Source organism: Pseudoclavibacter sp. RFBJ3 (assembly GCF_002931375.1).
Lineage (GTDB): Bacteria > Actinomycetota > Actinomycetes > Actinomycetales > Microbacteriaceae > Pseudoclavibacter.
The window spans coordinates 51,619-76,290 of the sequence record NZ_PSXZ01000004.1; the positions used below are offsets into that span (position 1 = coordinate 51,619).

At 67.8% G+C, this 24,672-nt stretch carries 22 protein-coding genes; 17 read left to right on the top strand and 5 right to left on the bottom strand.

Features of this window, described 5'->3' with window-relative positions; genetic code table 11:
- Positions 1–25: 25 nt before the first annotated feature.
- The 5 genes from C5E07_RS04120 to C5E07_RS04140 all read left to right on the top strand — a co-directional run bounded on the left by C5E07_RS04120 (position 26) and on the right by C5E07_RS04140 (position 5,339).
- Positions 26–436 (top strand): VOC family protein, encoded by a 411-nt coding sequence (locus C5E07_RS04120; RefSeq protein WP_104298544.1) that lies wholly within the window; start codon positions 26–28, stop codon positions 434–436.
- Between the two features lie 160 nt (positions 437–596).
- A complete protein-coding gene (locus tag C5E07_RS04125; protein WP_104298545.1) occupies positions 597–1,997 on the top strand; it encodes an MFS transporter in 1,401 nt (466 codons plus the stop codon).
- Positions 1,998–2,077: 80 nt separating this feature from the next.
- Entirely contained in the window at positions 2,078–2,515 is a 438-nt protein-coding gene (locus C5E07_RS04130) for a Rieske (2Fe-2S) protein (RefSeq protein ID WP_104298546.1), read from the top strand.
- Positions 2,512–4,650 carry a 4-alpha-glucanotransferase gene (gene malQ, locus C5E07_RS04135; RefSeq protein ID WP_104298547.1) on the top strand — a complete coding sequence of 713 codons (2,139 nt, stop codon included), beginning with the start codon at positions 2,512–2,514 and terminating at the stop codon, positions 4,648–4,650. Before C5E07_RS04130 ends, malQ begins: the two co-directional genes overlap by 4 nt.
- Positions 4,651–4,655: 5 nt before the next feature.
- Positions 4,656–5,339, top strand: coding sequence for a hypothetical protein (locus C5E07_RS04140; RefSeq protein ID WP_146080501.1), 684 nt, complete (start codon positions 4,656–4,658; stop codon positions 5,337–5,339).
- 61 nt (positions 5,340–5,400) lie between these two features.
- Here C5E07_RS04140 and C5E07_RS04145 read toward each other — a convergent pair whose 3' ends face one another.
- A complete protein-coding gene (locus C5E07_RS04145) occupies positions 5,401–6,207 on the bottom strand; it encodes a CPBP family intramembrane glutamic endopeptidase (RefSeq protein WP_104298549.1) in 807 nt (268 codons plus the stop codon).
- 189 nt (positions 6,208–6,396) lie between these two features.
- Between C5E07_RS04145 and C5E07_RS04150 the strand changes: the two genes are divergently transcribed.
- From C5E07_RS04150 to C5E07_RS04160, 3 genes are all read left to right on the top strand, one after another.
- On the top strand, positions 6,397–8,265 hold the full coding sequence (locus tag C5E07_RS04150) for an ABC transporter family substrate-binding protein (protein ID WP_104298550.1): 1,869 nt from the start codon (positions 6,397–6,399) through the stop codon (positions 8,263–8,265).
- A gap of 153 nt (positions 8,266–8,418) precedes the next feature.
- On the top strand, positions 8,419–9,993 hold the full coding sequence (locus C5E07_RS04155; protein ID WP_104241609.1) for an ABC transporter permease: 1,575 nt from the start codon (positions 8,419–8,421) through the stop codon (positions 9,991–9,993).
- Positions 9,994–10,007: 14 nt separating this feature from the next.
- Positions 10,008–11,147 carry an ABC transporter permease gene (locus tag C5E07_RS04160; RefSeq protein WP_104298551.1) on the top strand — a complete coding sequence of 380 codons (1,140 nt, stop codon included), beginning with the start codon at positions 10,008–10,010 and terminating at the stop codon, positions 11,145–11,147.
- A gap of 44 nt (positions 11,148–11,191) precedes the next feature.
- Here C5E07_RS04160 and C5E07_RS04165 read toward each other — a convergent pair whose 3' ends face one another.
- Positions 11,192–11,797: a hypothetical protein gene (locus C5E07_RS04165; protein ID WP_146080502.1), complete on the bottom strand. Its 606-nt coding sequence runs from the start codon at positions 11,795–11,797 to the stop codon at positions 11,192–11,194.
- 80 nt (positions 11,798–11,877) lie between these two features.
- Between C5E07_RS04165 and C5E07_RS04170 the strand changes: the two genes are divergently transcribed.
- The 6 genes from C5E07_RS04170 (at position 11,878) to C5E07_RS04195 (ending at position 19,126) form a co-directional block, all read left to right on the top strand.
- Positions 11,878–13,671, top strand: coding sequence for an ABC transporter ATP-binding protein (locus tag C5E07_RS04170; RefSeq protein WP_104298552.1), 1,794 nt, complete (start codon positions 11,878–11,880; stop codon positions 13,669–13,671).
- A 107-nt stretch (positions 13,672–13,778) separates the two neighbouring features.
- Positions 13,779–15,695, top strand: coding sequence for a translational GTPase TypA (gene typA, locus C5E07_RS04175; RefSeq protein WP_104298553.1), 1,917 nt, complete (start codon positions 13,779–13,781; stop codon positions 15,693–15,695).
- A 45-nt stretch (positions 15,696–15,740) separates the two neighbouring features.
- On the top strand, positions 15,741–16,193 hold the full coding sequence (locus C5E07_RS19405; protein ID WP_181057780.1) for a hypothetical protein: 453 nt from the start codon (positions 15,741–15,743) through the stop codon (positions 16,191–16,193).
- A 14-nt stretch (positions 16,194–16,207) separates the two neighbouring features.
- Positions 16,208–16,534, top strand: a complete 327-nt coding sequence (gene fdxA / locus C5E07_RS19710) for a ferredoxin (protein WP_104241603.1) — start codon at positions 16,208–16,210, stop codon at positions 16,532–16,534.
- Positions 16,531–17,661 carry a succinyldiaminopimelate transaminase gene (gene dapC, locus C5E07_RS04190; RefSeq protein ID WP_104241602.1) on the top strand — a complete coding sequence of 377 codons (1,131 nt, stop codon included), beginning with the start codon at positions 16,531–16,533 and terminating at the stop codon, positions 17,659–17,661. Before fdxA ends, dapC begins: the two co-directional genes overlap by 4 nt.
- 130 nt (positions 17,662–17,791) lie before the next feature.
- Positions 17,792–19,126: a citrate synthase gene (locus C5E07_RS04195; protein ID WP_104241601.1), complete on the top strand. Its 1,335-nt coding sequence runs from the start codon at positions 17,792–17,794 to the stop codon at positions 19,124–19,126.
- Positions 19,127–19,317: 191 nt separating this feature from the next.
- Here C5E07_RS04195 and dapD read toward each other — a convergent pair whose 3' ends face one another.
- Complete coding sequence (dapD, locus tag C5E07_RS04200; protein ID WP_104241600.1) at positions 19,318–20,301, bottom strand: 2,3,4,5-tetrahydropyridine-2,6-dicarboxylate N-succinyltransferase; 984 nt, start codon at positions 20,299–20,301, stop codon at positions 19,318–19,320.
- Positions 20,302–20,376: 75 nt separating this feature from the next.
- Between dapD and dapE the strand changes: the two genes are divergently transcribed.
- Both dapE and C5E07_RS04210 read left to right on the top strand, forming a co-directional pair.
- Positions 20,377–21,507: a succinyl-diaminopimelate desuccinylase gene (gene dapE / locus C5E07_RS04205; protein WP_104298554.1), complete on the top strand. Its 1,131-nt coding sequence runs from the start codon at positions 20,377–20,379 to the stop codon at positions 21,505–21,507.
- Positions 21,489–22,751, top strand: a complete 1,263-nt coding sequence (locus C5E07_RS04210) for a hypothetical protein (RefSeq protein ID WP_104298555.1) — start codon at positions 21,489–21,491, stop codon at positions 22,749–22,751. Before dapE ends, C5E07_RS04210 begins: the two co-directional genes overlap by 19 nt.
- Positions 22,752–22,834: 83 nt before the next feature.
- On the opposite strand, the gene C5E07_RS04215 is transcribed toward C5E07_RS04210, so the two are convergent.
- Positions 22,835–23,431: a superoxide dismutase gene (locus tag C5E07_RS04215; protein ID WP_104298556.1), complete on the bottom strand. Its 597-nt coding sequence runs from the start codon at positions 23,429–23,431 to the stop codon at positions 22,835–22,837.
- Between the two features lie 217 nt (positions 23,432–23,648).
- Between C5E07_RS04215 and C5E07_RS04220 the strand changes: the two genes are divergently transcribed.
- Positions 23,649–23,819: a DUF3117 domain-containing protein gene (locus C5E07_RS04220; protein ID WP_082775374.1), complete on the top strand. Its 171-nt coding sequence runs from the start codon at positions 23,649–23,651 to the stop codon at positions 23,817–23,819.
- A 101-nt stretch (positions 23,820–23,920) separates the two neighbouring features.
- Here the strand turns inward: C5E07_RS04220 and C5E07_RS04225 are convergent, their stop codons facing one another.
- Positions 23,921–24,550 (bottom strand): O-methyltransferase, encoded by a 630-nt coding sequence (locus C5E07_RS04225; protein ID WP_104298557.1) that lies wholly within the window; start codon positions 24,548–24,550, stop codon positions 23,921–23,923.
- Positions 24,551–24,672: the final 122 nt, after the last annotated feature.

Consider the following 24,672-nt stretch of genomic DNA (forward strand, 5'->3'; position numbering starts at 1 on the left):
TGATCCACGTGCAAAGGAGCCGCTCATGGGCGCGTCCATGGTCTTCCCGAACTTCCCCGTCGCCGATGTCAAGGCGGCGACCGACTTCTACGTCGGCCTCGGCTTCACCGTGAATCCGATGTTCTCCGACGACAGCACGAGCTGCATCGTCGTGAGCGAGCAGGTGGCGATCATGCTGCTGCAGACGGAGCGCTTCCAGGGCTTCCTCCCCGAGGGGGCAGAGGCGATCCTCGGTGGCAACCGTCACGAGAGCACAACAGCCCTGCTCCTCGGCAGCGACGCGGAGGTCGACGAGATCACGGCGAAGGCCGAGGCGGGTGGTGCGAAGATCCACCGTCCCGCGGAAGCCAACGAGTTCGGCATGTACGGCGCCGCCTTCGATGACCTCGACGGCCACCTGTGGGAGGTCTTCCACATGGCCGCGCCCGAGGCGTAGCCACCCGACGCCAACCCCCACAGGGGAACGCCGAGCGTGACCTCTCGGCACCTCGGCTCCACCTGGCTCCATTGCCGATTGCGGCACGGGGACTGGTGGAGCCGTTTCCCGTCTGGCACGGTTAGGCGTCCAGTCCACTCCCGCACCCTTGGATACGCACATGACCGAGCCTCGCCCGGCGGACAGCCCCGCCGCCGCAGCACCGCAGGTACCCCTCACGCGCAACCAGCGCCTCGACCGGCTCCCGTTCACTGGCAGGCACCGGAAGCTGCTCTTCGGCTCCGGCATCGGCTGGGCGCTCGACGCCATGGACGTGAGTCTCATCTCGTTCGTGATGGCCGCGCTCGCGGTGCAGTGGAGTCTCGACGCGACGACGCTCTCGTTCATCGCGTCCATCGGTTTCGTCGGGATGGCGATCGGGGCGAGCCTCGGCGGTCTGCTGGCCGACAAGCTCGGCCGGCGTCAGGTCTTCGCCGCCACGCTGCTCATCTACGGCCTCGCGACGGGAGCCTCGGCGCTCGCGGCGTCGGTGGCGGCGCTCATCGTGCTCCGCTTCGTCGTCGGCCTCGGGCTCGGGGCTGAGCTCCCCGTCGCGTCCACTCTCGTGAGCGAGTATGCGCCGAAGCGCATCCGCGGCCGAGTCGTCGTGCTGCTCGAGGCCTTCTGGGCCGTGGGCTGGATCGGCGCCGCGCTCATCGGCGCCTTCATCATCCCGCTGTCCGACGACGGCTGGCGCTGGGCGCTGCTGACGGGTCTGCTGCCCGCGATCTACGCGGTCGTCGTGCGCTTCGGGCTGCCGGAGTCGGTGCGCTTCCTGGAGAGCAAGGGCAGATACGGGGAGGCCGAACGCGCCGTTCGGCAGTTCGAGGAGTCGGCGGGGGTGGATGCGCCGCAAGCGTCGGCCGTCGAGGCCACGGACCGCGCGCAGGCCGCTGAGCGCGCGAGTGCGGCGTCCGGCGCGCGGCCGGCGCGGTGGCGTGACCTGTGGGCTCCCGCGCTGCGCCGCAGGACGGCCGCGCTCTGGGCGGTGTGGTTCTGCATCAACCTCAGCTACTACGGCGCGTTCATCTGGATCCCGAGCCTGCTGGTCGGCCAGGGGTTCACGCTCGTGAAATCGTTCGAGTTCACGTTGATCATCACGCTCGCGCAGCTGCCCGGCTACGTCGTAGCCGCCTTCCTCATCGAGCGGATCGGCAGGAGGGCGACACTCGCGATCTTCCTGCTCGGCTCGGCGGGGGCCGCCTTCTGGTTCGGCTTCGCGACCACGGAAGGCACCATCCTGGCCGCAGGAATGTGCCTGTCGTTCTTCAACCTCGGCGCCTGGGGTGCCCTGTACGCGATCGGACCCGAGCTCTACCCGACGAGACTGCGGGCATCCGGAACGGGGGCGGCGGCCGGCTTCGGCAGGATCGCGTCGATCATCGCGCCGCTGCTTGTCCCCGTCATGCTGGCCGCCGGCGGAGGCGTGCTCGTCTTCAGCGTGTTCTCGGCGGCCTTCCTCCTCGCGGCCGCGGCGGCATTCACCCTTCCCGAGCTCATGGGCACCGAACTCGAGGAGTAGCGCTGCGCGAAGCCCGTGCTCCGTGCGCGGACCGCGCGCGCCGCAGCTCGACCGAGGCGGTCGCCGACTAGCCTGGAGCCGTGAGCGAACGACAGGATCCTTCACGACGCGGGGTCATACGGGGAAGCGCGGCGGTCGGCGGAGGAATCGCGACGGCGGCGCTGCTCGCTGCCTGTGGCGGGCCAGACAGCGAAGGCGCCGGCGGTTCCGCTGCAGAAGCCGATACGGCGGCGAGCGGATCCATCCCGCTCACCGAGGTGCCCGTGGGCGGTGGGGCCATCGTCGCAGCCACCGAGACCGTCATCACGCAGCCGGCGGCTGGCGAGTTCTTCGCCTTCAGCTCGATCTGCACGCATCAGGGCTGCCCGGTCTCGCAGGTCACCGCGGAGCACATCATCTGTCCATGCCATTCGAGCCACTACGACACGAGGACCGGCGAGCCCGTCTCCGGACCAGCCAACCAGGCCCTCGCCCCGCGCACCGTCACCGTCACCGAAACTGAGGTCGAATACTCGTGAGCATCACCAACATCGAGGCGATCCGCGACCTCGCGTCGAACGCCGGCCTGGAAGTCGAGTACTGGGGCTGGCGGGGCGAGAAGCAGCAGGTGTCGCCGGAGACGTTGGCGGCGGTGCTCGATGCGCTCGGGCTGTCGGCGGACACCGATGACGAGGTGGCCGCATCGACCGTCGCCTTCGAGGAGCGTCCGTGGCGGCGCACGGTGCCCGCCTGCACGACCGTGCGCGCGGGGAGTTCCGCGAGCGTCTTCATCCACGTGCCGCACGGCAGCGCCGTCACCGCAGAGGTTCGGCTCGAGGATGGCACCGTCCGCCAGCTCGAGCAGCTCGACAACTGGGTCGACCCGCGCAGCATCGACGGCGCGCTCGTCGGGCGAGCCACGTTCGCCGTGCCGACCGACCTGCCGACGGGCTGGCACTCGATCGCCGCCAGCGTCGGCGAGGGAGCAGCCGCCGTGGAGGAGGCGGACTCGGGCACGCTCATCGTCGTGCCGACGACCACGCCATGGCCCGAGCAGCGCTCCTGGGGACTGTTCACGCAGCTGTACCAGCTGCGCTCCTCCACGTCCTGGGGCATCGGCGACCTCCGCGATCTCTCGGTGCTGACCGCCTGGGGAGCTGAGCGCGATGCCGACTTCGTGCTCGTCAACCCGTTGAACGCGAACCCTCCGGTCTCACCACTCGAGCCGTCCCCGTACCTGCCGACCTCGAGGCAGTTCGTCGACCCCCTCATCCTCAACATCGACTGGGCTGCCGTCTTCGTCGCGGAGCGCACGCCGCTCCCAGCCTCGACGATCGAGCTCCTCTCGGGGCTCGCAGCCGCGGCCATCGTCGGGAACGGCATCGACACGATCGACCGCGACGAGGCCTGGGCGCTGAAGGAACCCGCTCTGCGCGCGCTCTTCGAGGCCTGGCGGTCGGCGAACGTGGTCGACGACGAATTCGAGGACTTCCGACGAGCCTCGGGTGAGCCACTCGAGCGGTTCGGCGTCTTCTGCGCCATCTCGAGCGTGCACGGCCGCGACTCCCGCGAGTGGCCGCGCGAGCTGGCGACGGCCAACGGAGCCGAGGTGCTCCCGTTCGCCATCGCGCACGCCGAGGACACCGAGTTCCATGTGTGGCTCCAGTGCCTCCTCGAGGTGCAGGCGAGGAGGGTGCAGTCCGAGGCCAGGGCCGCCGGGATGTCGCTGGGAGTCGTGCATGACCTCCCCGTCGGCGTGCATGCCGGTGGCGCTGACGCCTGGTCGTTCGGTGCGGCGATGGCCCGTGGCGTGACGGTCGGGGTACCTGCCGACCAGTACAACCAGTTCGGTCAGAACTGGTCCCAGCCGCCGTGGCGCCCCGACATGCTCGCCGAGCTCGGCTACGCGCCGTACCGGGACATGCTCCGCGCCGTCTTCCGCAACGCGGGCGCCGTCCGCATCGACCACATCCTTGGCTTCTTCCGCCTCTGGTGGATCCCGGAGGGGAACACCGCGAAGGACGGCTGCTTCGTGCGCACCGACGCGGAGGCCATGCTCGGCATCCTCGCGCTCGAGGCCGAGCGCGCCGGCGCCGTCGTGATCGGCGAGGACCTCGGCACGGTGCCGCCCGAGGCTCGGGATGCACTGGCCGAGCGGGGCATGCTCGGCGCCTCGGTGCTCTGGTTCGAATGGGAAGAGGACGGTGTCCCACTCGCCGCCGAGGACTACCGGCGCGCCTGCCTGGCGACGGTGACGACACATGATCTACCGCCGACGGCCGGGTTCCTGGCCCTCGAGCACCTTGACGTTCGCGAGCGCCTCGGCCTCCTCGAGGGCTCCGTCGAAGAGGCGAGGGCCGAGGAGACCGAGACGATCTCGAAGGTCGTGGACCGCCTCCGGTCGGCGGGTCTGGTGGGGGAGGAGCCCTCCAACGCGGATCTCGTCGTCGCGCTCCACGAGTACCTGGCGGCCTCCTCGGCGCAGCTCTTCGGGGTCGGGGTCTCCGATCTTGCCGGTGACCGCCGCGGCGTGAACCAGCCGGGCACGGCCGACGAGTACCCGAACTGGCGTGTCCCGATGACGGATGCGAGTGGTCGTCTGGTGCTGCTCGAGGAGCTGCTCGCCTCGCCGCTGGCGGCGAGGATCGCGGCCTCCTCGGCCAGATCTGAGTGATGTCCATGAGGCGCGTCGACCGCTGGCGGTCCCGGCGGGGTCGGGGCGTCCTCCTGGTCGGGGCGCTCGGCATCCTGCTGCTGCTCTCCGCCTGCTCGCCGGCGTGGCCCGAGCCCTCTCCCGGCCCGGCTGAGGCGGTCGACGTGATCGCCACCCCGGGGGCGACGCCGGTTCCCACGGCCACTTCGAGCCCCGTGAACGTGCAGGTCGTGGCGGCGCCGCGCGTGGCCGAGAACGAGAACCCCAGGCCGGTCGACGGCGAGCTGCGCTTCACCCGTGGGCAGTGGGCGACCGTCCTCGGCGCGAGCGGAGAGCCCGTCGGCCGCTTCACGGTGACGGGGGTCTCCTTCGGCGTGAAATGCCTCGCTGCGGACGCGCCGAAGGCGAAGGGGAGCTACGTAGCCATCCAGCTGCAGGTCGAAGGCTACGGCGCGTTGGGGGCAGAGCATGACGGCGGGGGCTACGGGCCCGTCTTCGGGTTGAACGACCTGCAGCTCCTCGAGCAGAACTCCGAGTCGCGTCTCGGCGGTTCCATCGCCGAGGACTGCATGGACGGCTCGGTGGAGCAGCGCGAGTACGGGGTCGGCACGGAGTCCGGCTACCTCGTCTTCGACGTGCCCAAGAAGAAGTTCGACGTCGTCTGGGAGTACGGCGAGCAGACGTTCCGCTACGTCAACCTCATGCAGTGACGCCCCTCGCGCTCTGACGAGGGGACGCAGGGGATGCCTGCGAATCGCTCCAACCGCGGGCTCAGGTGAAGAGCTGGGGGAGGAGTGCCGCCGCCAAGGGGTAGCCGAGGAACGAGACGGCATCGAGGATGAAATGGGCGACCACGAGCCCGCCCACGCGCCCTCTGCGCAGGAACCACCACGAGAACAGCGCGCCCATGGCGACGTTCCCGATGGCCATTCCCGGCCCCTGGTACAGGTGGTAGGAACCGCGCAGCAGCGACGAGGCGACGATGATCTGCCACGTCGCCCACCCGAGTTCACGCACTCTCGTCACGAGATAGCCGACGACGACGACCTCCTCGAGCAGTGCCGCTCGCAGCGCGGCGAGCAGCAGCAGGATCACGGTCCACCAGGTGATCTCCTGGGCGCTCGCCTCGACCGAGAGCGTGAGGCCGAGGGCCCGCGTCGCCAGGTAGAACAAGATTCCGGGGACGCCGATGCAGGCGGCGAGCAGGAGACCATGGCCCACGTCGCGGACCGGCTGGCGTGCATCCAGACCGAGCCTCCGGAAGCCGGAGACCGTGGGGGTCCAGAGCAGCCAGATCACGAGCGCCACGGGGACGAGGTCGGTGGCGACGCTCATGAGCTGCAGGAGCGCGTCGAAGAGCGGCCTGGCGTCGCGGGAGGCGTTCAGCGTGGTGGTCTGGTCGGCGAGGGCCGTGTCGCGGGTGGCCCGCTCGGCGAGCGAGATGATGGCGTAGAGGCTGGACGGGAGGATCGCCAACGCGAGGACGAGCCAGATCTCCCAGCGCGTGCGGATGCGCGCGGAACGGTCCAGGAAGGGCGCACCTTCACTGACCGTGACGTCAATGCGCGAATGTGACATGTCGGCAGTCTACGAACGCTGACGGGCTTGTGTGAGATGAACAAGACCCGTTTCGTGTGCGTAACAATCTTCTGAATTGGCAAGAGGGCGCGCGCGCAGGGGCGTAGGTTCAACGGGTATTTGTCGAGAATTCACAGAGTCCGTGGATCTTCGACGCTCACAGCCCCATGTTTTCCCCAAGGAGGTCCTATGAGGACATCACGAGTTATCGCCACGGGAGCCATCGTCGCCACAAGCGCGTTGGTGCTCGCTGGCTGCTCCGCCCCGAACCGCGATCCGGAGATCGTCGGTGGCTCCGCCATCACGGTTGCCTGGAACGACCCGTTCTTCGCGTTCAACGTCAACACCTCGGCCAACAACGCCGCGGCGAACGCCAACATCGTCCACGTCACGTCGGACGGCTTCATCGACTACGACCCGACCCCTGAGCTCGTGGAGAACACCGAGTTCGGCACGGTCGAGGAGGTCTCGAGCGACCCGCTCACCATCAAGTACACGGTCAACGACGCGGTGACCTGGAGCGACGGGACGCCGTTCGACGGCGCCGACCTGCTCCTCACCTGGGCTGCCAACACGACGCACCGCTCCGCCGGCGAGGTCCCAGAGGCCGAGTACGACGACGAGGGCAACGTCACCAACCAGGACGCGATCGACGCGGCCGCAGACGCTGGCGTCTACTGGGGAACCGACCCGGCTCCCGGCCTCCAGCTCGACCTCGCCTCGGCAGTTCCGACGCTGGCCGACGACAACAAGTCGTTCACGGTCGTCTACGACCAGCCGTACGCCGACTGGAAGACCATGTTCGCGCCGGACACGACGGCGATCTCGGCGCACGGCACCGTCCAGCTCGCCTACCCGGGTGAGTACGACGACGCGCAGGCCGCCAAGGATGCCTTCATCACGGCCGTCAACGACAACGACACCGCTTTCCTCGGCAAGGTCGCGTCCGAGTACCGCACGGGCTACGACTACACCTCGATGCCCGAGGAGCCGCAGAAGACGCTCTCCAACGGCCCGTACACGATCACGGATCTCGTCGAGAACCAGTACGTGACGCTCACGGCCCGCGAGGACTACACGTGGGGCCCGCTGCCGCACTACGAGACCATCACGATCCGCTTCATCCCGGACCCGCAGGCACAGGTGCAGGCGCTCCAGAACGGTGAAGTCCAGATCGTCTCCGGCCAGCCGACGACCGACCTCCTGCAGCAGCTCGAGGCCACCGAGGGCATCGAGTGGGAGTCCTCGCTCGAGGGCACCTACGAGCACGTCGACCTCCAGGTCGCCAACGGCGGCGTCTTCGACCCCGCAACCTACGGCGGCGACGAGGCCAAGGCCCAGCAGATCCGCGAGGCCTTCCTGCTCACGATCCCGCGCCAGGAGATCGTCGAGAAGCTCATCACGCCGATCGCACCGGATGCGACCACCCGCGACTCGCTCGTGTTCCTCCCCGGAGCCGACGGCTACGAGGAATCCGTCGCCGCCAGCGGCGTCGACCGCTACTCGGGCGACGACGCGGCAATCGAAGAGGCCAAGGGCCTCCTCGCGCAGGCAGGCGTTGCCAACCCGTCCGTCCGCTTCATGACGGCATCGTCGAACCCGCGCCGCCAGCAGGAGCTGCAGCTCATCAAGGCCTCGGCTGAGAAGGCCGGCTTCACGATCGTCGACGCGAGCGCCGAGGACTGGTCCACCGTGCTCACGACGCAGACCGACGCCTACGACGCGGCCCTCTTCGGATGGCAGTCCGAGGGTCTCGGTGTCGGCGAGCCGTCCCCGAACTACATCACGGGCGGCATCAACAACTACTACGGCTGGAGCGACCCCGAGCTGGACCAGATCCTCAAGGACGTCGAGGTCACCCTCGACCCGGCTGAGGCTCAGGGCAAGCTCGTCGACGCCGAGAAGATCATCATGGACAAGTCCTGGTCCGTGCCGATCTTCCAGTTCCCCGGCGTGGTCGCCTGGAGCGACCAGGTTGCGAACGTCAAGCCCGGATTCCTCTCCCCGCAGTACTTCTGGAACGCCTGGGAGTGGGCACCCGTGGAAGCCGCTGAGTAGTCACACCAGCGTCGAGCTCTCGACGCGCTGACCGCCGCGCGGTCAGACCAAGCGACGGCGGGAGTACCGTAGTCTTCTCGACTGCGGGACTCCCGCCTCGTCTGTTCGCGGCCACACCCCGGCCGAATGCCTCCTCCAGAACAGGACACCTCTGTGCTGAGATTCACCCTCCGACGCCTCTTCGTGTCGATCTTCATCCTGCTTGGCGCGCTCTTCATCGTGTACAACCTCGTCGCGATCTCGAAGGACCCGCTCGCGGACATCTTGGAGTCCACGGCTCCCAACAAGGAGCAGCTCATCGCCGCGCGCGTGGAGCTCCTGCAACTGGATGTGCCCGCCCCAGCCCGCTTCTTCCTCTGGCTCGGCGGCATCCTCGGGTTCTTCATCCCGACCTTCGACGACCCGAACGGACTGTTCGGCTTCCTCGGCAACAACTTCTCCATGGGCGTCAACATCGTCGGCCAGGACGTTGGACCGCTCATCGCCTCGGCGGTCGGCCAGACCCTGCAGCTCGTCACCGCCGCGACGCTCATCGCCGTCGTGATCGGCGTCGCCGTCGGCGTGACGACCGCTCTGCGCCAGTACTCGGGCTACGACTACACGGTGACGTTCCTGTCGTTCCTCACGTACTCGCTGCCGATCTTCTTCGTCGCCGTGCTGCTGAAGCAGTACATGGCCATCGGCTTCAACGACTTCCTGCAGGCCCCGCAGATACCGATACCGATGCTGCTGCTCATCGGCGTGGTCATCGGCTTCATCTTCATGTCGATCATCGGGGGGCCCGCAAAGACGCGAGCCATCGTGTTCGGCGCCGGCACCGCCGGCAGCATCGCGATCCTGTTCGGGATGGAACTGCTCGACTGGTTCCGGAACCCGGGCCTCGGCACGGTGCTGATCATCTTCCTCGGGCTCGCGACGGTGCTCATCACCGCGGCGCTGACCGTCGGCCTCTCGCACCGCCGCAACCTCATCGTCACCGGTGCGGTCGCGGTCGTCGGGGGAGCGCTCTGGTACCCGCTGCAGTTCGCGATGACGAACGAGATCGGCGCCTGGTTCCCGATCGTCCTCATCGTCGCCTTCACCGCCATCGCCTACTTCGCCGGCAAGTTCTTCGGCGGCCTCGACAAGCGCAACGTCGCAGGCAATGCGGCGATCGTCGGCTTCGTCGTCTCGCTGCTGCTCGTCATCGACCGCGTCATGCAGACCTGGTCCGGCTACTACGACCAGACCGGCGGGCGACCGATCGCGACGGTCGGCGCATCCAGCCCGCAGCTCGGCTCCGACCCGTCCATCTGGCTGCAGATGCTCGACGGCTTCACGCACCTGCTGCTGCCGACCATCGCGATCATGGTCATCTCCATCGCGAGCTACAGCCGGTACTCCCGCTCGAGCCTGCTCGAGATCATGAACCAGGACTACGTCCGGACCGCTCGCGCGAAGGGCCTGCCGGAGCGCACGGTGGTCATGCGCCACGCACTGCGCAACTCGCTCATCCCGATCACCACGATCGTCGCGGCCGACGTCGGAGCCATCATCTCCGGCGCGATCGTGACCGAGCAGATCTTCGGCTGGAGGGCGATGGGCTCGATCTTCTCGGAGTCGCTGCGCAACGTCGACCTCAACCCGCTCATGGGCTACGTCCTCGTGACCGCCGCCCTCACGGTGATCTTCAACCTGATCGCCGACATCCTGTACTCCGTCCTCGACCCGCGAATCCGCCTGAGCTGAGAGAGGGCTGAGCTATGACGACTCCGAACTTCACTGAGATCACCTCACCCCAGCCGCACGGCCCCGGGGACGAGCTGACCATCGAGCAGCGAGAGACCATCGGCCTGAGCCAGGGCCAGATCGTCTGGCGCCGGTTCGTGCGCCACACGGGAGCGATGGTCTCGACCGCCGTCCTCCTGGTCATCGTGCTGCTCGTCTTCACCTCCGTCGGCATCGTCGTGCCGTGGTGGGACTTCTCCGAGGGCAGGTTCACGCAGATCCAGGTCCCCGGCTGGTGGGCCTACGACTGGAACTCCATCGCCCCCATCGAGAACGGCGGCAACCCGACCTTCGTGAGCCTGTTCGACTGGGGCTCGCACCCGTTCGGTCAAGACGAGATCGGCCGCGACATCTTCGCCCGCGTCATGCGCGGAACGCAGCAGTCGCTCACGGTCATGTTCATCTACGGCATCCTCGCCGCGGTCATCGGCATCATCGTCGGCGGCATCGCGGGCTACTACCGCGGATGGGTCGACAACGTGCTCATGCGCGTCACCGACCTCTTCCTCGTCATCCCGACGCTCGTCTTCGCGGCCGTCCTCGGCCAGCTCGCCGGCCAGAACGAGGTCCTCCGGGCCTACGGTGCCGTCTCGCTCGCCGTCGTGCTGGGTCTCGTCGGCTGGATGTCGCTCGCCCGCCTCGTGCGCGGAGAGTTCCTCACGCTCCGAGAGCGCGAGTTCGTCGACGCCGCGCGGGTCGCCGGTGCATCGGGACGCCGCATCATCTTCCGCCACATCCTGCCGAACGCCCTCGGCGTGGTCATCGTCTCCACGACCCTGCTCATGAGCGCGGCGATCATCCTCGAGGCCAACCTGTCGTTCCTGGGGTTCGGCATCCAGCCGCCAGACGTCTCGCTCGGCCAGATCGTGCAGGAATACCAGGGTGCGTTCGCCACTCGCCCGTGGCTGTTCTGGTTCCCGGGCGCCTTCATCGTCGCCATCGCGCTGTGCATCAACTTCATCGGCGACGGACTGCGCGACGCGTTCGACCCGCGCCAGCGCAAGATCCCCGGCAACGGCACCTGGTCGCGCATGTGGCGCACGCTCACGTCGCGCGACGGCCGCCCCACCAAGGGCGACACGAGCACGGGTGACGCAAGCAAGGCGGATGCGTGACGCACCTCCTCGCAGAGCGCGCCCCTCGCCTGGTCCTCGCCGGGCTAGATGGCGATGAGCGCGCCGACCACGAGCACCGTCGTGATGAGCACCACCGTGTTCAGCACGTTCTGGGTGCGCACGACCGGACCGATCGGCGTTCCAGCGTCTCGCTGCTGCTGAGCCCGGCGATGCGTGAGGTTCACGGCAGCGTCGCCGGAGTAGGTTCCGGGGGCCGCGCTCGTGCGGATGCTCTGGGACTCGTCCGTGAGCCGGCGCGGGTCCTTCCACAGGAGCGGATCGCGCGGGTCCATGCGCTCAGCGCTGAGTCGGTCGGGCGGGGGAGCAGCCCACGCGCTGACCTTGCCCTCCGGCGTCGTGACGGTGAAGCCGCGCGTCGTCTCGACGAGCTCGATCTGCCCGTAGGGCACGACCGTCTTCTTGAGCGGGTTGTTCACCTCGAGCGCATCGTCCGTGAAGACGACGCTCGGGCTCACCAGGGTGATCCATCCGAGGCCGAGGGCCAGGATGGGCAGCGGCAGCACCGAGAGCAGGTGCCGCTCGGCTCCCGGAGTGATCATCACGGAGATGACGGCGACGAGCGCCATCGCGGCGATGACGCCGTAGACGACAAGACCCATACGGGGGCGGAGAACGGTTCGCTCGGACACCCGCCCATTCTCGCAGAGGCCGCACGGCCCACACCCCAGACAGCACGCGCTGCAACCGCAGCCCACCGGGAGGCACGCTCATGAGCACGACTTCACGCAAAGACGACACGACGCCGATCCTCGAGGTCCAGGATCTGAGCGTCGAGTTCTGGGTCGGCGGCGACTGGGTCACCGCCGCGAAGGACATCAACTACGTGGTCCGGCCGGGCGAGGTGCTCGCCATCGTCGGCGAGTCGGGTTCCGGCAAGTCCGTGTCGTCCATGACGCTCCTCGACCTCCTCCCGAAGAACGGGCGCACCTCCGGCAGCGCGAAGCTCAACGGCACCGAGCTCATCGGGGCGCCGCAGTCGACGCTGCGCCGCGCTCGAGGCAACGACATCGCGGTGATCTTCCAGGAGCCCATGACGGCGCTCAACCCGGTGCTGACGATCGGGTTCCAGATCTCCGAGGCGCTGCGCATCCACAACCCCACGATGACGCCGAACGCCGCCAGGGAGCGCGCGCTCGAGCTCCTTCGTCTCGTCGAGATGCCCAACCCGGCGAAGGCGTTCGACTCGTACCCGCACCAGCTCTCCGGCGGGCAGCGGCAGCGCGCCATGATCGCGCAGTCGCTCAGCTGCGACCCGGACCTCCTCATCGCCGACGAGCCGACGACGGCCCTCGACGTGACGATCCAGGCCGAGATCCTCGAGCTCATGCGGTCGCTGCACGAGCGCCTCAACTCGGCGATCGTCATCATCACGCACGACATGGGCGTGGTCGCCGACATCGCCGACAACGTCATCGTGATGAAGGGCGGCGAGATCGTCGAGCGCGGCACCGTGCGAGAGATCTTCAAGAACCCGCAGCACGCCTACACCAAGACGCTGCTCGACGCGGTTCCGCACCTGGGCACCGGAGCGGCGAGCGGGCTGGATGCGCGCGAGTTCACGGGCGAGCCGGCGCTCGTCGTGCAGAACGCCGACATCGAGTACCCGAAGCAGGGCCGCGTCCCCGCGTTCAAGGCCGTCGAGGACGCGACCTTCGAGATCTACCCGGGCGAGATCGTGAGCGTCGTCGGAGAGTCGGGATCGGGGAAGACCACGGTTGCTCGCGCGGTCGTCGGGCTGCTGCCGGTCGCCGCCGGCTCGATGAAGCTCAACGGCGTCGAGCTGAACGGGGTCTCGAGGCACGACCTCGCGAAGGTGCGCCGCGATATCGGCATCGTCTTCCAGGACCCGGGCTCGTCGCTCAACCCGAGGTGGCCCGTCGGGCAGTCGATCGCGGAGCCGCTCATCCTCGAGAAGAAGCTGACGAAGGCGGAGATCGAGGCCAGAGTCGGCGAGCTGCTCGACCAGGTCGAGCTTCCCCGCTCGTTCCGCAACCGCTACCCGAACGAGCTGTCCGGTGGACAGCGTCAGCGCATCGGCATCGCCCGCGCCCTGGCGCTCGAGCCGAAGCTCCTCGTGGCCGATGAGCCCACCTCCGCCCTGGACGTGTCGGTGCAGAAGCGCGTGCTCGAGCTGCTCGTCGAGATCCAGCAGCGGCTGCAGTTCGCCGTGCTGTTCGTGACGCACGACCTGGCCGTCGTCGACCAGCTGGCGAACCGGGTCATCGTCATGAACCACGGCAAGATCGTGGAGCAGGGGCCGACGGACCAGATCCTCCGTGCTCCGCAAGACCCGTACACGCAGCGCCTCGTCGCCGCCGTGCCGGTGCCGGACCCTGACGAGCAGGCGATCCGCCGAGCCGAGCGGGCCGCGCTCAAGCGCGCAACCGAGGGCGCGGTCACGGCCGAGGTCCTCGGCGACGACATCGTGGCCTCGGATGCTCCTTCGGCGCAGCAGGAGGACATCCTGCGCGCCGAGGCGGAGGAGCGGGAATCCGGCCAGTGACTCGATAGAAACTTCGGCCAGCGTGGGGGCGATCTCACGCTGGTCGGGAGGCGTGTCCTCCGTGACGTAGGATGAACTGCCCTTTTCTCAAATGAAAGCACCCTTGAATGACTGCTGTGCCTGTCGCCCACCGTTCTGAACTCCGTAACGTCGCCATCGTGGCGCACGTCGACCACGGCAAGACGACCCTCGTCGACGCCATGCTGAAGCAGACGGGCTCGTTTGGCGAGCACGACAGCAACTCGACCGAAGCCCGAGTCATGGACTCGAACGACCTCGAGCGTGAAAAGGGCATCACCATCCTCGCCAAGAACACGGCGATCTCCTACAAGGGGAAGCACGCCACGGATGGCCCGATCACGATCAACGTGATCGACACCCCTGGCCACGCCGACTTCGGTGGCGAGGTCGAGCGCGGCCTGTCCATGGTCGACGGTGTCGTCCTCCTCGTCGACGCCTCCGAGGGACCCCTCCCGCAGACTCGCTTCGTGCTCCGCAAGGCGCTCGCCGCGAACCTCCCGGTCATCCTGTGCGTCAACAAGACCGACCGTCCGGACGCGCGCATCGACGAGGTCGTCGCCGAGAGCCAGGACCTGCTTCTCGGTCTCGCCTCCGACATGGCCGATGAGGCGCCCGATCTCGACATCGACGCGCTCCTCGACCTGCCCGTCCTCTACGCCTCGGGCCGCGCTGGTGCCGCTTCGCACAACCAGCCCGCCGACGGCGAGCTGCCGGACAACGACGACCTCGAACCGCTCTTCGAGACGATCCTCAAGCACATCCAGCCGCCGGCCTTCGACCCGGAGGCGCCGCTGCAGGCGCACGTGACGAACCTGGACAGCTCCCCGTTCCTCGGCCGTCTCGCTCTGCTGCGCGTCTTCAACGGCACGCTCAAGAAGGGCCAGAACGTGGCCTGGGTGAAGAACGACGGCTCGGTGCACAACGTGCGCATCACGGAGCTCCTCGAGACGAAGGCGCTCGACCGCGTCCCCACCGACTCCGCTGGCCCCGGTGACATCGTCGCCGTCGCCGGCATCCCCGAGATCATGATCGGCGAGACGATCGCCGACCCGGAGGACATCCGTCCGCTTCCCGGCATCACGGTCGACGAGCCCGCCATCTCGATGACGATCGGCACGAACACCTCGCCCATCATGGGCAAGGTCAAGGGCCACAAGCTCACCTCGCGCATGGTCAAGGACCGCCTCGACCGCGAGCTCATCGGCAACGTCTCGATCCGCGTCCTCGACATCGGACGCCCGGACGCCTGGGAAGTCCAGGGCCGTGGCGAGCTCGCGCTCTCGGTCCTCATCGAGAACATGCGCCGCGAGGGCTTCGAGCTCACGGCCGGCAAGCCGCAGGTGGTCACGAAGATCGTCGACGGCAAGACGCACGAGCCGTTCGAGCACCTCACGATCGACTCGCCGGAGGAGCACCTCGGTGCCATCACGCAGCTGCTCGCCGCGCGCAAGGGCCGCATGGAGTCGATGTCGAACCACGGCACGGGCTGGGTTCGCATGGAATTCGTCATCCCGTCGCGAGGCCTCATCGGCTTCCGCAGCGAGTTCATGACGAGCACGCGTGGAACCGGCATCGCGAACGCCATCTCGCACGGCTACGAGCCCTGGGCCGGCCAGATCACGACCCGCACGTCGGGCTCGATCGTCGCCGACCGCGCCGGAGTCGCGACGCCGTTCGCGATGATCGCACTTCAGGAGCGCATGTCGTTCTTCGTGCAGCCGACCGAAGAGGTCTACGAGGGCATGGTCATCGGCGAGAACTCGCGCGCCGACGACATGGACGTCAACGTGACCAAGGAGAAGAAGCTCACGAACATGCGTTCCGCCAACGCGGACACGTTCGAGTCGATGACGCCTTCTCGCCAGCTCACGCTCGAGGAGTGCCTCGAGTTCGCCCGCGAGGACGAGTGCGTCGAGGTCACGCCCGAGAAGATCCGCATCCGCAAGCTGCTCCTCGACGGCAACGCGCGTGCGCGTGCCACCTCGCGCGCCAAGAAGCAGTAGTTGCGCGTGCGCCCTCGCACGGCAACACGTGAACAGTAAGGTCGTATGACGGAAGTCATCGAACAGCCTGCCGCAGAGCAGCGAACCGGGGAACGCATCCTCGGGGCGCTGCTCTACGCGCTTTTCGGCCTCATCGTCGGCACCGTGACCACGTTCCTCCACCGTGGCCGCGTCGAGCTCTTCGAGACGACGCTCTGGGTGGGCATCGTGCTCGGCCTCGCCTGCATCCTGTGCCTCGGCATCGGCCTGCGCCTGTACCTCGTCGATCGGTGGATGAGCACCGGGTTCGCTGTCGGGGTCATCGCCGCGGTCGTCGGCCTCGGCGTCTGGAATCCGGGCTCGAGCGTCGTCGTGGTCGGTGACGTGGTCGGCCTCGCCTGGCTCGCCCTTGCGTCCCTCGTCGCGGCGGGCTGCGCGTTCTGGCCCGCCCTGCCGAGCCGCCGATCGCGAACGGCGACCGGCGGCGGCGAGTACGATGAGAGATCGCAACCGAGCTAGGAGGAGTCACCTCAGTGACCTACGTCATCGCCCTTCCCTGTGTCGACGTGAAGGACCGGGCCTGCATCGATGAGTGCCCCGTCGACTGCATCTACGAGGGCGATCGGATGCTCTACATCCACCCCGACGAATGCGTCGACTGCGGTGCCTGCGAACCCGTCTGCCCCGTCGAGGCCATCTACTACGAGGACGACCTGCCCGAGGAGTGGAGCGAGTACTACACCGCGAACGTCGACTTCTTCTCCGAGATCGGCTCGCCAGGGGGAGCGGCGAAGGTCGGCGTCATCCACCACGACCACCCGGTCATCGCGGCGCTCGAACCGCAGGGAGAGGGCGCGTGACGCTCGGCGAGCTGCCCGACTACCCCTGGGACCAGCTGACGCCCTACATCGACCAGGCGAACGCGCACCCGGATGGTGCCCTCGACCTCTCGATCGGCTCTCCCGTCGACCCGACGCCTGAGATCGTTCGCGCGGCGCTGCGGGAGCACGCAGACGCGCACTCCTACCCGACCACGATCGGCACACCGGAAGCCAGGGACGCCGTCGTCGCCTGGTTCGCGCGGTGCCGTGGCGTGAGCGGCCTGCTGCGCTCGAACACGATGCTCACGGTCGGCTCGAAGGAGTTCGTCGCGACGACGGCCTTCTTCCTGCGACTCGGCGAGGGCGACACGGTCGTCTACCCTGCCCGGGCCTACCCGACGTACGAGATCGGCGCGGTCTTCGCCGGAGCCGAGGGCTTCGCGGGCGACGACCCCGCGGCCTGGCCGGAATCGACGAAGCTCATCTGGCTCAACAGCCCAGGCAACCCCGACGGCCGAGTGCTCGGCGTCGAGGAGCTCGCGGCAGCCGTCGCCCGTGCTCGCGAGCTGGGCGCCGTCATCGTCAACGACGAGTGCTACGCGGAACTCGGCTGGGGGGACTGGTCGGGGGAGCGCATCCCGAGCATCCTCGACGAGCGGGTCACGGGTGGAGATCTCAGCAACATCCTCGCGTGCTCGTCCCTCTCGAAGCGGTCGAATCTGGCGGGCTACCGGGCGGCCTACGTCGCGGGTGACGCGCAGCTCATCTCGCGCCTGCTCACGGCACGCAAGCACGCGGGGCTCATCGTCCCGGCCCCGGTGCAGGCGGCCGTCGTGGCTGCGCTCGGCGACGACGAGCATGCCGTCGAGCAGTACAACCGCTACCTCCGTCGCCGAGAGGTGCTCCTTCCCGCGCTCCAGGCGTGGGGGCTGCGCATCGAGCACAGCGAGGCGGGCCTCTACCTGTGGGGCACCAAGGGCGACGACTCCTGGGCAACGATCGAGGAGCTCGCAGAGCTCGGCATCATCGCGGGGCCCGGGGTCTTCTACGGCGAGGCCGGCGGGCGGCACGTCCGAGTCTCCCTCACGGCCACGGATGCGCACATCGACGAGGCCGCGCGGCGCCTCATCGCGGCCAGTCCTGACCATTCCGTGCAAGCTCAGTAGGTATCGAACAGCACATCGCGAGTTTCATTGTGGATTCGCATAGTCACCTCGTCGACCGATTAGGCTATGAGAACACTGCGCGTTCTGCGTGCTCGCCGGGGAGCATCCCCCACCCGCTCGAGGAGGATCTGTGACTGAACAGCACAAGCAGGCTGAGGCCCACCGGAATGAGGCGGACTCAGCCACCTTCAGGATCGGCGACAGGACAGCTGAGTTCCCCGTTCTGCGCGCTACCGAAGGCGCTGACGCGGTCGACATCTCGACGTTCATGAAGCAGACCGGGTACACCACGCTCGACCAGGGCTTCGTCAACACCTCGTCGACAAAGTCGGCGATCACGTACATCGATGGTGCCAACGGCATCCTCCGCTACCGCGGGTATCCGATCGAGGAGCTCGCCTCCAAGTCGAGCTTCCTCGAGGTCGCGTACCTGCTGCTCTACGGCCAGCTGCCGACCGAGTCGGAGTACGAGAACTTCACCGACCGCATCCGCCACCACACGCTCCTCCACGAGGACCTCAAGCGCTTCTTCACGGCACTGCCGCCGCACGCGCACCCGATGTCCGTGCTGTCGAGCGCCGTCAACGCGCTCTCGACGTACTACGAGGATTCCCTCGACGTCCACAACCCCGAGATGGTCGAGCAGTCGACCATCCGCCTCCTCGCGAAGATCCCGGTCATCGCCGCCTACGCGCACAAGAAGAGCATCGGCCAGGCGTTCCTGTACCCGGACAACTCGCTCGACTTCGTCGACAACTTCCTGAAGCTCAACTTCGGCAACCTCGCGGAGCCCTACGAGGTCAACCCCGTGCTCTCGAAGGCGCTCGAGCGCCTCCTCATCCTGCACGCCGACCACGAGCAGAACGCGTCGACCTCGACGGTGCGTCTCGTCGGCTCAACCGAGGCGAACATGTACTCCTCGATCTCCGCTGGCATCAGCGCCCTCAACGGCCCGCTGCACGGTGGCGCCAACGAGGCCGTCCTCAAGATGCTCGCGCAGATCCAGGAATCCGGCGAGGGCGTCGACCGCTTCGTCGAGCGGGTCAAGAACAAGGAAGACGGCGTGCGCCTCATGGGCTTCGGCCACCGGGTGTACAAGAGCTACGACCCCCGTGCGAAGCTCGTCAAGGAGTCCGCGGACGAGGTGCTCGCCGCGCTCGGCGTCAACGACCCGCTTCTGGAGCTCGCGACGCAGCTCGAGCAGGTCGCCTTGAACGACGACTACTTCAAAGAGCGAAGCCTGTACCCGAACGTCGACTTCTACACGGGCCTCATCTACAAGGCGATGGGCTTCCCGACGCGCATGTTCACGGTGCTGTTCGCCATCGGGCGCCTCCCCGGCTGGCTCGCGCACTGGCGTGAGGCGAACGCGGATGCCAAGACCAAGATCGGGCGCCCGCAGCAGCTCTACACGGGTGAGGCCGAGCGCCACTACCCGGAGAACCGCGGCTTCCAGCTGCTCTGACGTCAGACCCGCGCAGGTGACGCGTGCCGCCGCAGCCTGGAATCCCCTGTGAGGGGTTCCGCTGCGACGGCACGCGTTCTACGCTGATCGAACAAGACACTCCCCGCTCGAGCCGCACGACAGGTGGCCAGCGGGGAGTGTTGTTCTGTCTCCGGGCTGCTGACCACAGGGCCAGCCCGAAGGCGTTGGGGTCAGGCGTGCAGGGCGTCGTTGAGCTGGATGCCAGCCCCGGTCCGCGCCAGGGCCTCGACCGCGCCATTGACCGAGTTCCGTCGGAACAGCAGGTTCGGCACACCGGAGAGCGCCGACGCCTTGACCGACTGCGGCTCGCCGATCTGGCCATCGGGGTCGCTCTGGCCGATGAGCGAGACCTTGGTTCCGGCGGTCACGTAGAGGCCGGCCTCGACGATCGAGTCGTCGCCCAGCGAGATGCCGATCCCGGAGTTCGCGCCGAGCAGGGCGCGCTCGCCGATGCGGATGCGCTCCTTGCCGCCACCGGAGAGCGTGCCCATGATGGACGCTCCGCCGCCGATGTCGCTGCCTGCTCCGAGGACCACGCCCTGCGAGACGCGCCCTTCCACCATCGAGCGGCCGAGGGTGCCGGCGTTGAAATTCACGAAGCCCTCGTGCATGACAACCGTGCCTGGTGCCAGGTGCGCGCCGAGACGGACCCGTCCGCCGTCGGCGATGCGCACGTCCGCCGGCATCACGTAGTCGAGGAGGCGTGGGAACTTGTCGATCGCGTAGACCTGGATGCCCTCGCGCTGGAGGATCGCGCGCGACGAGGCGGCGAGGTCGGGTCGCATGGGGCCGACGTTGGTCCAGGCGTTGGTCGGCAGGTGGCCGAAGATGCCATCGAGGTTGATGCTGTTCGGCTCGACGATGAGGTGGCTCAGGAGGTGCAGGCGGAGGTAGGCGTCGACGACGCTCTCGACGGGCTCATCGAGCCGCACCGTCACGGTGACCGGGCTGACCTGCACCTGGCGACGCTCGTCGTCGTAGGAGAGCGCCGCGAAGCTGGCGGGAGAGATGTGCGGGTCGCGGCCCTCTGGCAGTGGGCCGAGCGCGGGGGTCGGGAACCAGGCATCGAGCACCTGTCCGTCGTTCGTGATCGTGGCGAGGCCGTCGCCCCAAGCTGTCCGCTGGTCGTGGGAGGTGGGTGCATCGTTGGTCATGCGCTCCAGGCTACCCAGGGAAGGGCCCGCGCGGGCACCGCGCTGTGCTCTTGCCGAGCACTTAGGCTTGAACCCATGTCTTCCTTCGCGAGTGGCGACGCCCTCGACCTGACGCGACCCTCCACCGAGCTCACGCGCCTGCTGTGTGACATTCCCTCTGTCTCCGGAGACGAGGCGACGATCGCCGACGCCATCGAGGCCGCGCTGGCGCCGTTCGCGCATCTCGAGGTGCAGCGGCTCGGCAACACCATCGTGGCGCGCACCTCGCTCGGGCGCGCTCAGCGGGTCGCGATCGCGGGGCACATCGACACCGTGCCGATCAACGAGAACCTCCCGACGCGGCTCGAGGTCCTCTCTCCCGAGCAGGCCGCGGCAGATGTGCCGGATACGCCGTCTGGGGAGTACCTCTGGGGGCGTGGCACGGTCGACATGAAGGCTGGCGTCGCCGTGCAGCTGAGGCTCGCAGCCGAGCTCGTGGAGCCCGCCGTCGACGTGACCTGGATCTGGTACGACAACGAGGAGGTCGCGTCCGATCTGAACGGGCTGGGGTTGCTCGCGGATGCCCGGCCGGAGCTCCTGGCCGCCGACTTCGCGATCCTGGGCGAACCCACCAAGGGCGAGGTCGAGGGCGGCTGCAACGGCACCATCCGCGTCGACATCCGGACCAGGGGGAAGCGCGCCCACTCGGCACGCGCGTGGGTGGGGGAGAACGCCATCCACAAGGCGGCGCCCATCCTCGAGCGGCTCGCGGCGTTCGAGCCGGCGACAGTGCCCGTCGAGGGCCTCGAGTACCGGGAAGGACTCAATGCCGTCCGCATCTCTGGCGGGGTCGCCGGCAACGTGATCCCCGACGAGTGCGTCGTGCACGTCAACTACCGCTTCGCCCCGGACAAGACACTCGATGAAGCCGAGGCGAAGCTGAGAGCGTGGTTCGGTGACTTCGAGCTCGACTTCGTCGACCGCTCTCCCGCAGCCAGGCCGGGACTCGACGCCCCTCTGGCGCGCGGATTCCTCGAAGCGGTCGGCGCCGAGGCGAAGCCCAAGTACGGGTGGACGGACGTGGCCAGGTTCTCGGCGCTCGGCATCCCAGCGGTGAACTACGGCCCTGGCGACCCGCTCAAGGCGCACGCCGACGACGAACGTGTGCTCCTCTCCGAGATCACGCGAGTCGAGGAGGGGCTGCGGACATGGCTGACCTCACGCTAGCGAGGACGGGCCGCGAGGAGTTCACGATCGCCGCGGACACCAGGCCGACGTACTTCTCGTACTACTGGAGCCGTCTCCCGGCCCTGGCGCAGGTCGCCATCATCTTCTTCGGAACGCGGGTCGTGACGACCGTCTTCCTGCTGGCCTTCGCATCCCAGCAGCAGGAGACATGGCAGTCGCCGGCGAAACCCGACCTGTGGACCTTCTCGAACCTGTGGGACTCGGCCTGGTTCGAGCGCATCGGAACCGGTGGGCCGTTCGGCTATTCGAGCGAGCTGCCCCGAAACGACGAGGGGCAGGTCACCGAGAACGCGTGGGCCTTCATGCCGCTCTACCCGGTCCTGGTCCGTGGGCTCATGGTGGCGACGACGCTGCCGTGGGAAGTGGCGTCCGTGCTCGTCGCGACGGCGTTCGGGTTCGCGGCGGCCTGGGTCTTCAACCGCACCCTCGCGCTCGTGGTCGACAAGAGCACCACCGCGTTCGCGACGCTGCTCTTCTGCATCGCTCCGACGAGCCCCCTGCTCCAGCTCGGCTATGCGGAGAGCGCGCAGAGCTTCTTCGTCGCGCTGCTGCTGTACCTGCTCATCAAGCGCCAGTGGCTGGTCATGCTTCCCGTCATCGTGCTCGCCTCGTTCACACGCCCGACTGGGCTCGCATGGGCCATGACGCTGGGGCTCTACTTCCTCGCACGCTGGTGGATGCACGCCAAGGGTCGCGAGGCGTTCCCACGCCCTGAGGTCATCAAGGTCATGGCCGCCGGGCTGCTCTCCGCGGTCGCGGGCTTCGGCTGGCTGCTCATCGCCTGGGCCGTGACCGGAGTCCCATCCGCGTACATCGACACGGAGCTCGCCTGGCGCATCCACTACACGGGGCCCATCGAGCTGGAGCCGTTCACGGGGTGGTTCCACGGCTCGACGTTCTGGTTCGGCCAGCCGATCGGGGCGATCATCGTGGTGCTCTTCGTCATCGTCGTGGTCGGCGCCATCGCGCTTCCGATCATGCGCAGGCTCGGCATCGAGATCCGCATCTGGCTCTTCAGCTACTTCACATACCTCTTCGCCGTGTTCTTCCCCCAGTCGAGCACGTTCCGGCTGCTCATGCCGATGTTCCCGATCCTCGGCGCCGTCGCGATCCCCAAATCACCGCTCTACCGGGTGAGTGTCGTCGTGCTCATGCTCGTCGGGCAGCTCCTGTGGCTCTACGTCTGCTGGTACACCGTGGAGGGCGACTGGACCCCCGCGTAGCCGGTCCGGCCCCCACACGCAGCGATCGCCGCATCCGTCATCGGATGCGGCGATCGCCGTCTGTGCTGAGCGCTGGGGTCGCGTCAGCCGCGTGCCGCGTCGAGGCGCTGGCCCACGTTCTCCCAGTTCACGATGTTCCAGAAGGCCTTGATGTAGTCGGCCCGAACGTTCTGGTAGTCGAGGTAGTAGGCGTGCTCCCACACATCGAGCTGCAGCAGCGGGGTGACCCCGAACGGGATGTTGCCCTGCTGGTCGAAGAGCTGGAACGTGGTGAGGTTGCCACCCGTCTGGTCGTAGCCGAGCACGGCCCAGCCGGAGCCCTGCACGCCGAGCGCCACGGCGGTGAACTGCGCCTGGAACTTCTCGAGACCGCCGAACTGCTCGTCGATCGCATCCTTGATGCCACCAGCGGGCTCCCCTCCTTCCGGCGAGAGGTTGGTCCAGAAGACGCTGTGGTTGACGTGTCCGCCCAGGTTGAAGGCGAGGTCCTTCTCGAGCTTGTTGATGTTCGCGAGGTTGCCGCTGTCGCGCGCCTCGGCGATCTGCTCGAGTGCCGTGTTGGCGCCCTTCACGTAGGTCGCGTGGTGCTTGTCGTGATGCAGCTCCATGATGCGTGCCGAGATGTGGGGCTCGAGTGCCGCGTAGTCGTAGGGGAGGTCGGGAAGCGTGTATTCAGCCACGTGAGGTCCTTTCGATCATCTGGCCAGGACAGAAGGCGCCATCGACGCCAACGAAATTCGACGCTACACCTCGGTTCTGGCCGTTCCCCTCGCCGTTTCCTCGCAAGTCGGACCGAATTTGATCCACGACTTTGCGCATTCCGGAGGGCCGAATGCACACTCGGTCCGCGAATTTGGGATACTAGGGAGACACTGCACAAATCTTGGAGGCGCAATTATGGCCGCGATGAAACCGCGTACTGGTGACGGACCTATGGAAGCCATCCGCGAAACACGGCTGATCATCGTTCGTGTACCCCTAGAGGGTGGCGGGCGCCTCGTGGTGTCCGTCAACGACGACGAGGCCCGCGAGCTTCGCGACGCGCTGAGCGCAGTCGTCGGCGAATAGCCGATTCGCACGGAGAGAAGGGCGTCGACCACCATGGTCGGCGCCCTTCTTCTTCGTTTCTCGTGTCTGCATCCAGCGCCTTGGCGTGCAGCGTGCCGCGCTCAGCGCAGCTTCGTGAGCTGGAGGATGCCACCGTCGAGCGGCAGCAGAGCCAGGCGCAGATCCTCCTGGAGATCGAACTCGGAGTAGAGAGCGCGCAGGCCACTCGTCAGCGCGTCGCGTCGGGCCGGTGAAGCGACCTTCCCGCCGTTGAGCGCGCCGAGGGCGACGATCGTGCCGCCGGGGCGGATGAGGCGCAGCCCATGTTGCAGATGCGCGCCGATGTGCGCGATGTCGCCTCCGATGACGACCAGGTCGTAGCCGCCCTCGGTCATCCGAGGCAGCACGTCCTGTGGGTGACCCGTGATGAAGCGGAGGCTCGCGCCCCGCGCCCCCGCCGAGATCAGCAGACGCCGCGCGTGCCCGAGGTACTCGGGCTCGGCGTCGATGCAGGTGATCGTCGAGCTCGGCGCCCCGCGCCAGACCGCGTGCGTGAGCACCCCCGCCCCGGTCCCGATCTCGATGATCGTGGCGGCTCCCGTCGCGGCCGCGAGGAACGTCAGGTGAGCCGCGGTTGCGGCAGAGGGGAGCGGCAGTCCCAGCTCGAGCGTCAGCTGACGAGCATCCCGGACGAGGGCATCGTCCACGATTCGCTCGTTGATGTAGCGCGAGCTGAGCTCCAGTTCAGACATTCTTCAAGACTAGCGGCGGGCGAGGTCCCGGAGTCCGATTCCCGCATCCGGGTTCTGGTCTCCCGGGGTGAGGTGTCGGCGCATCGCAGACCCTATGATGGGACGGTGTTTGGGCTGACGTT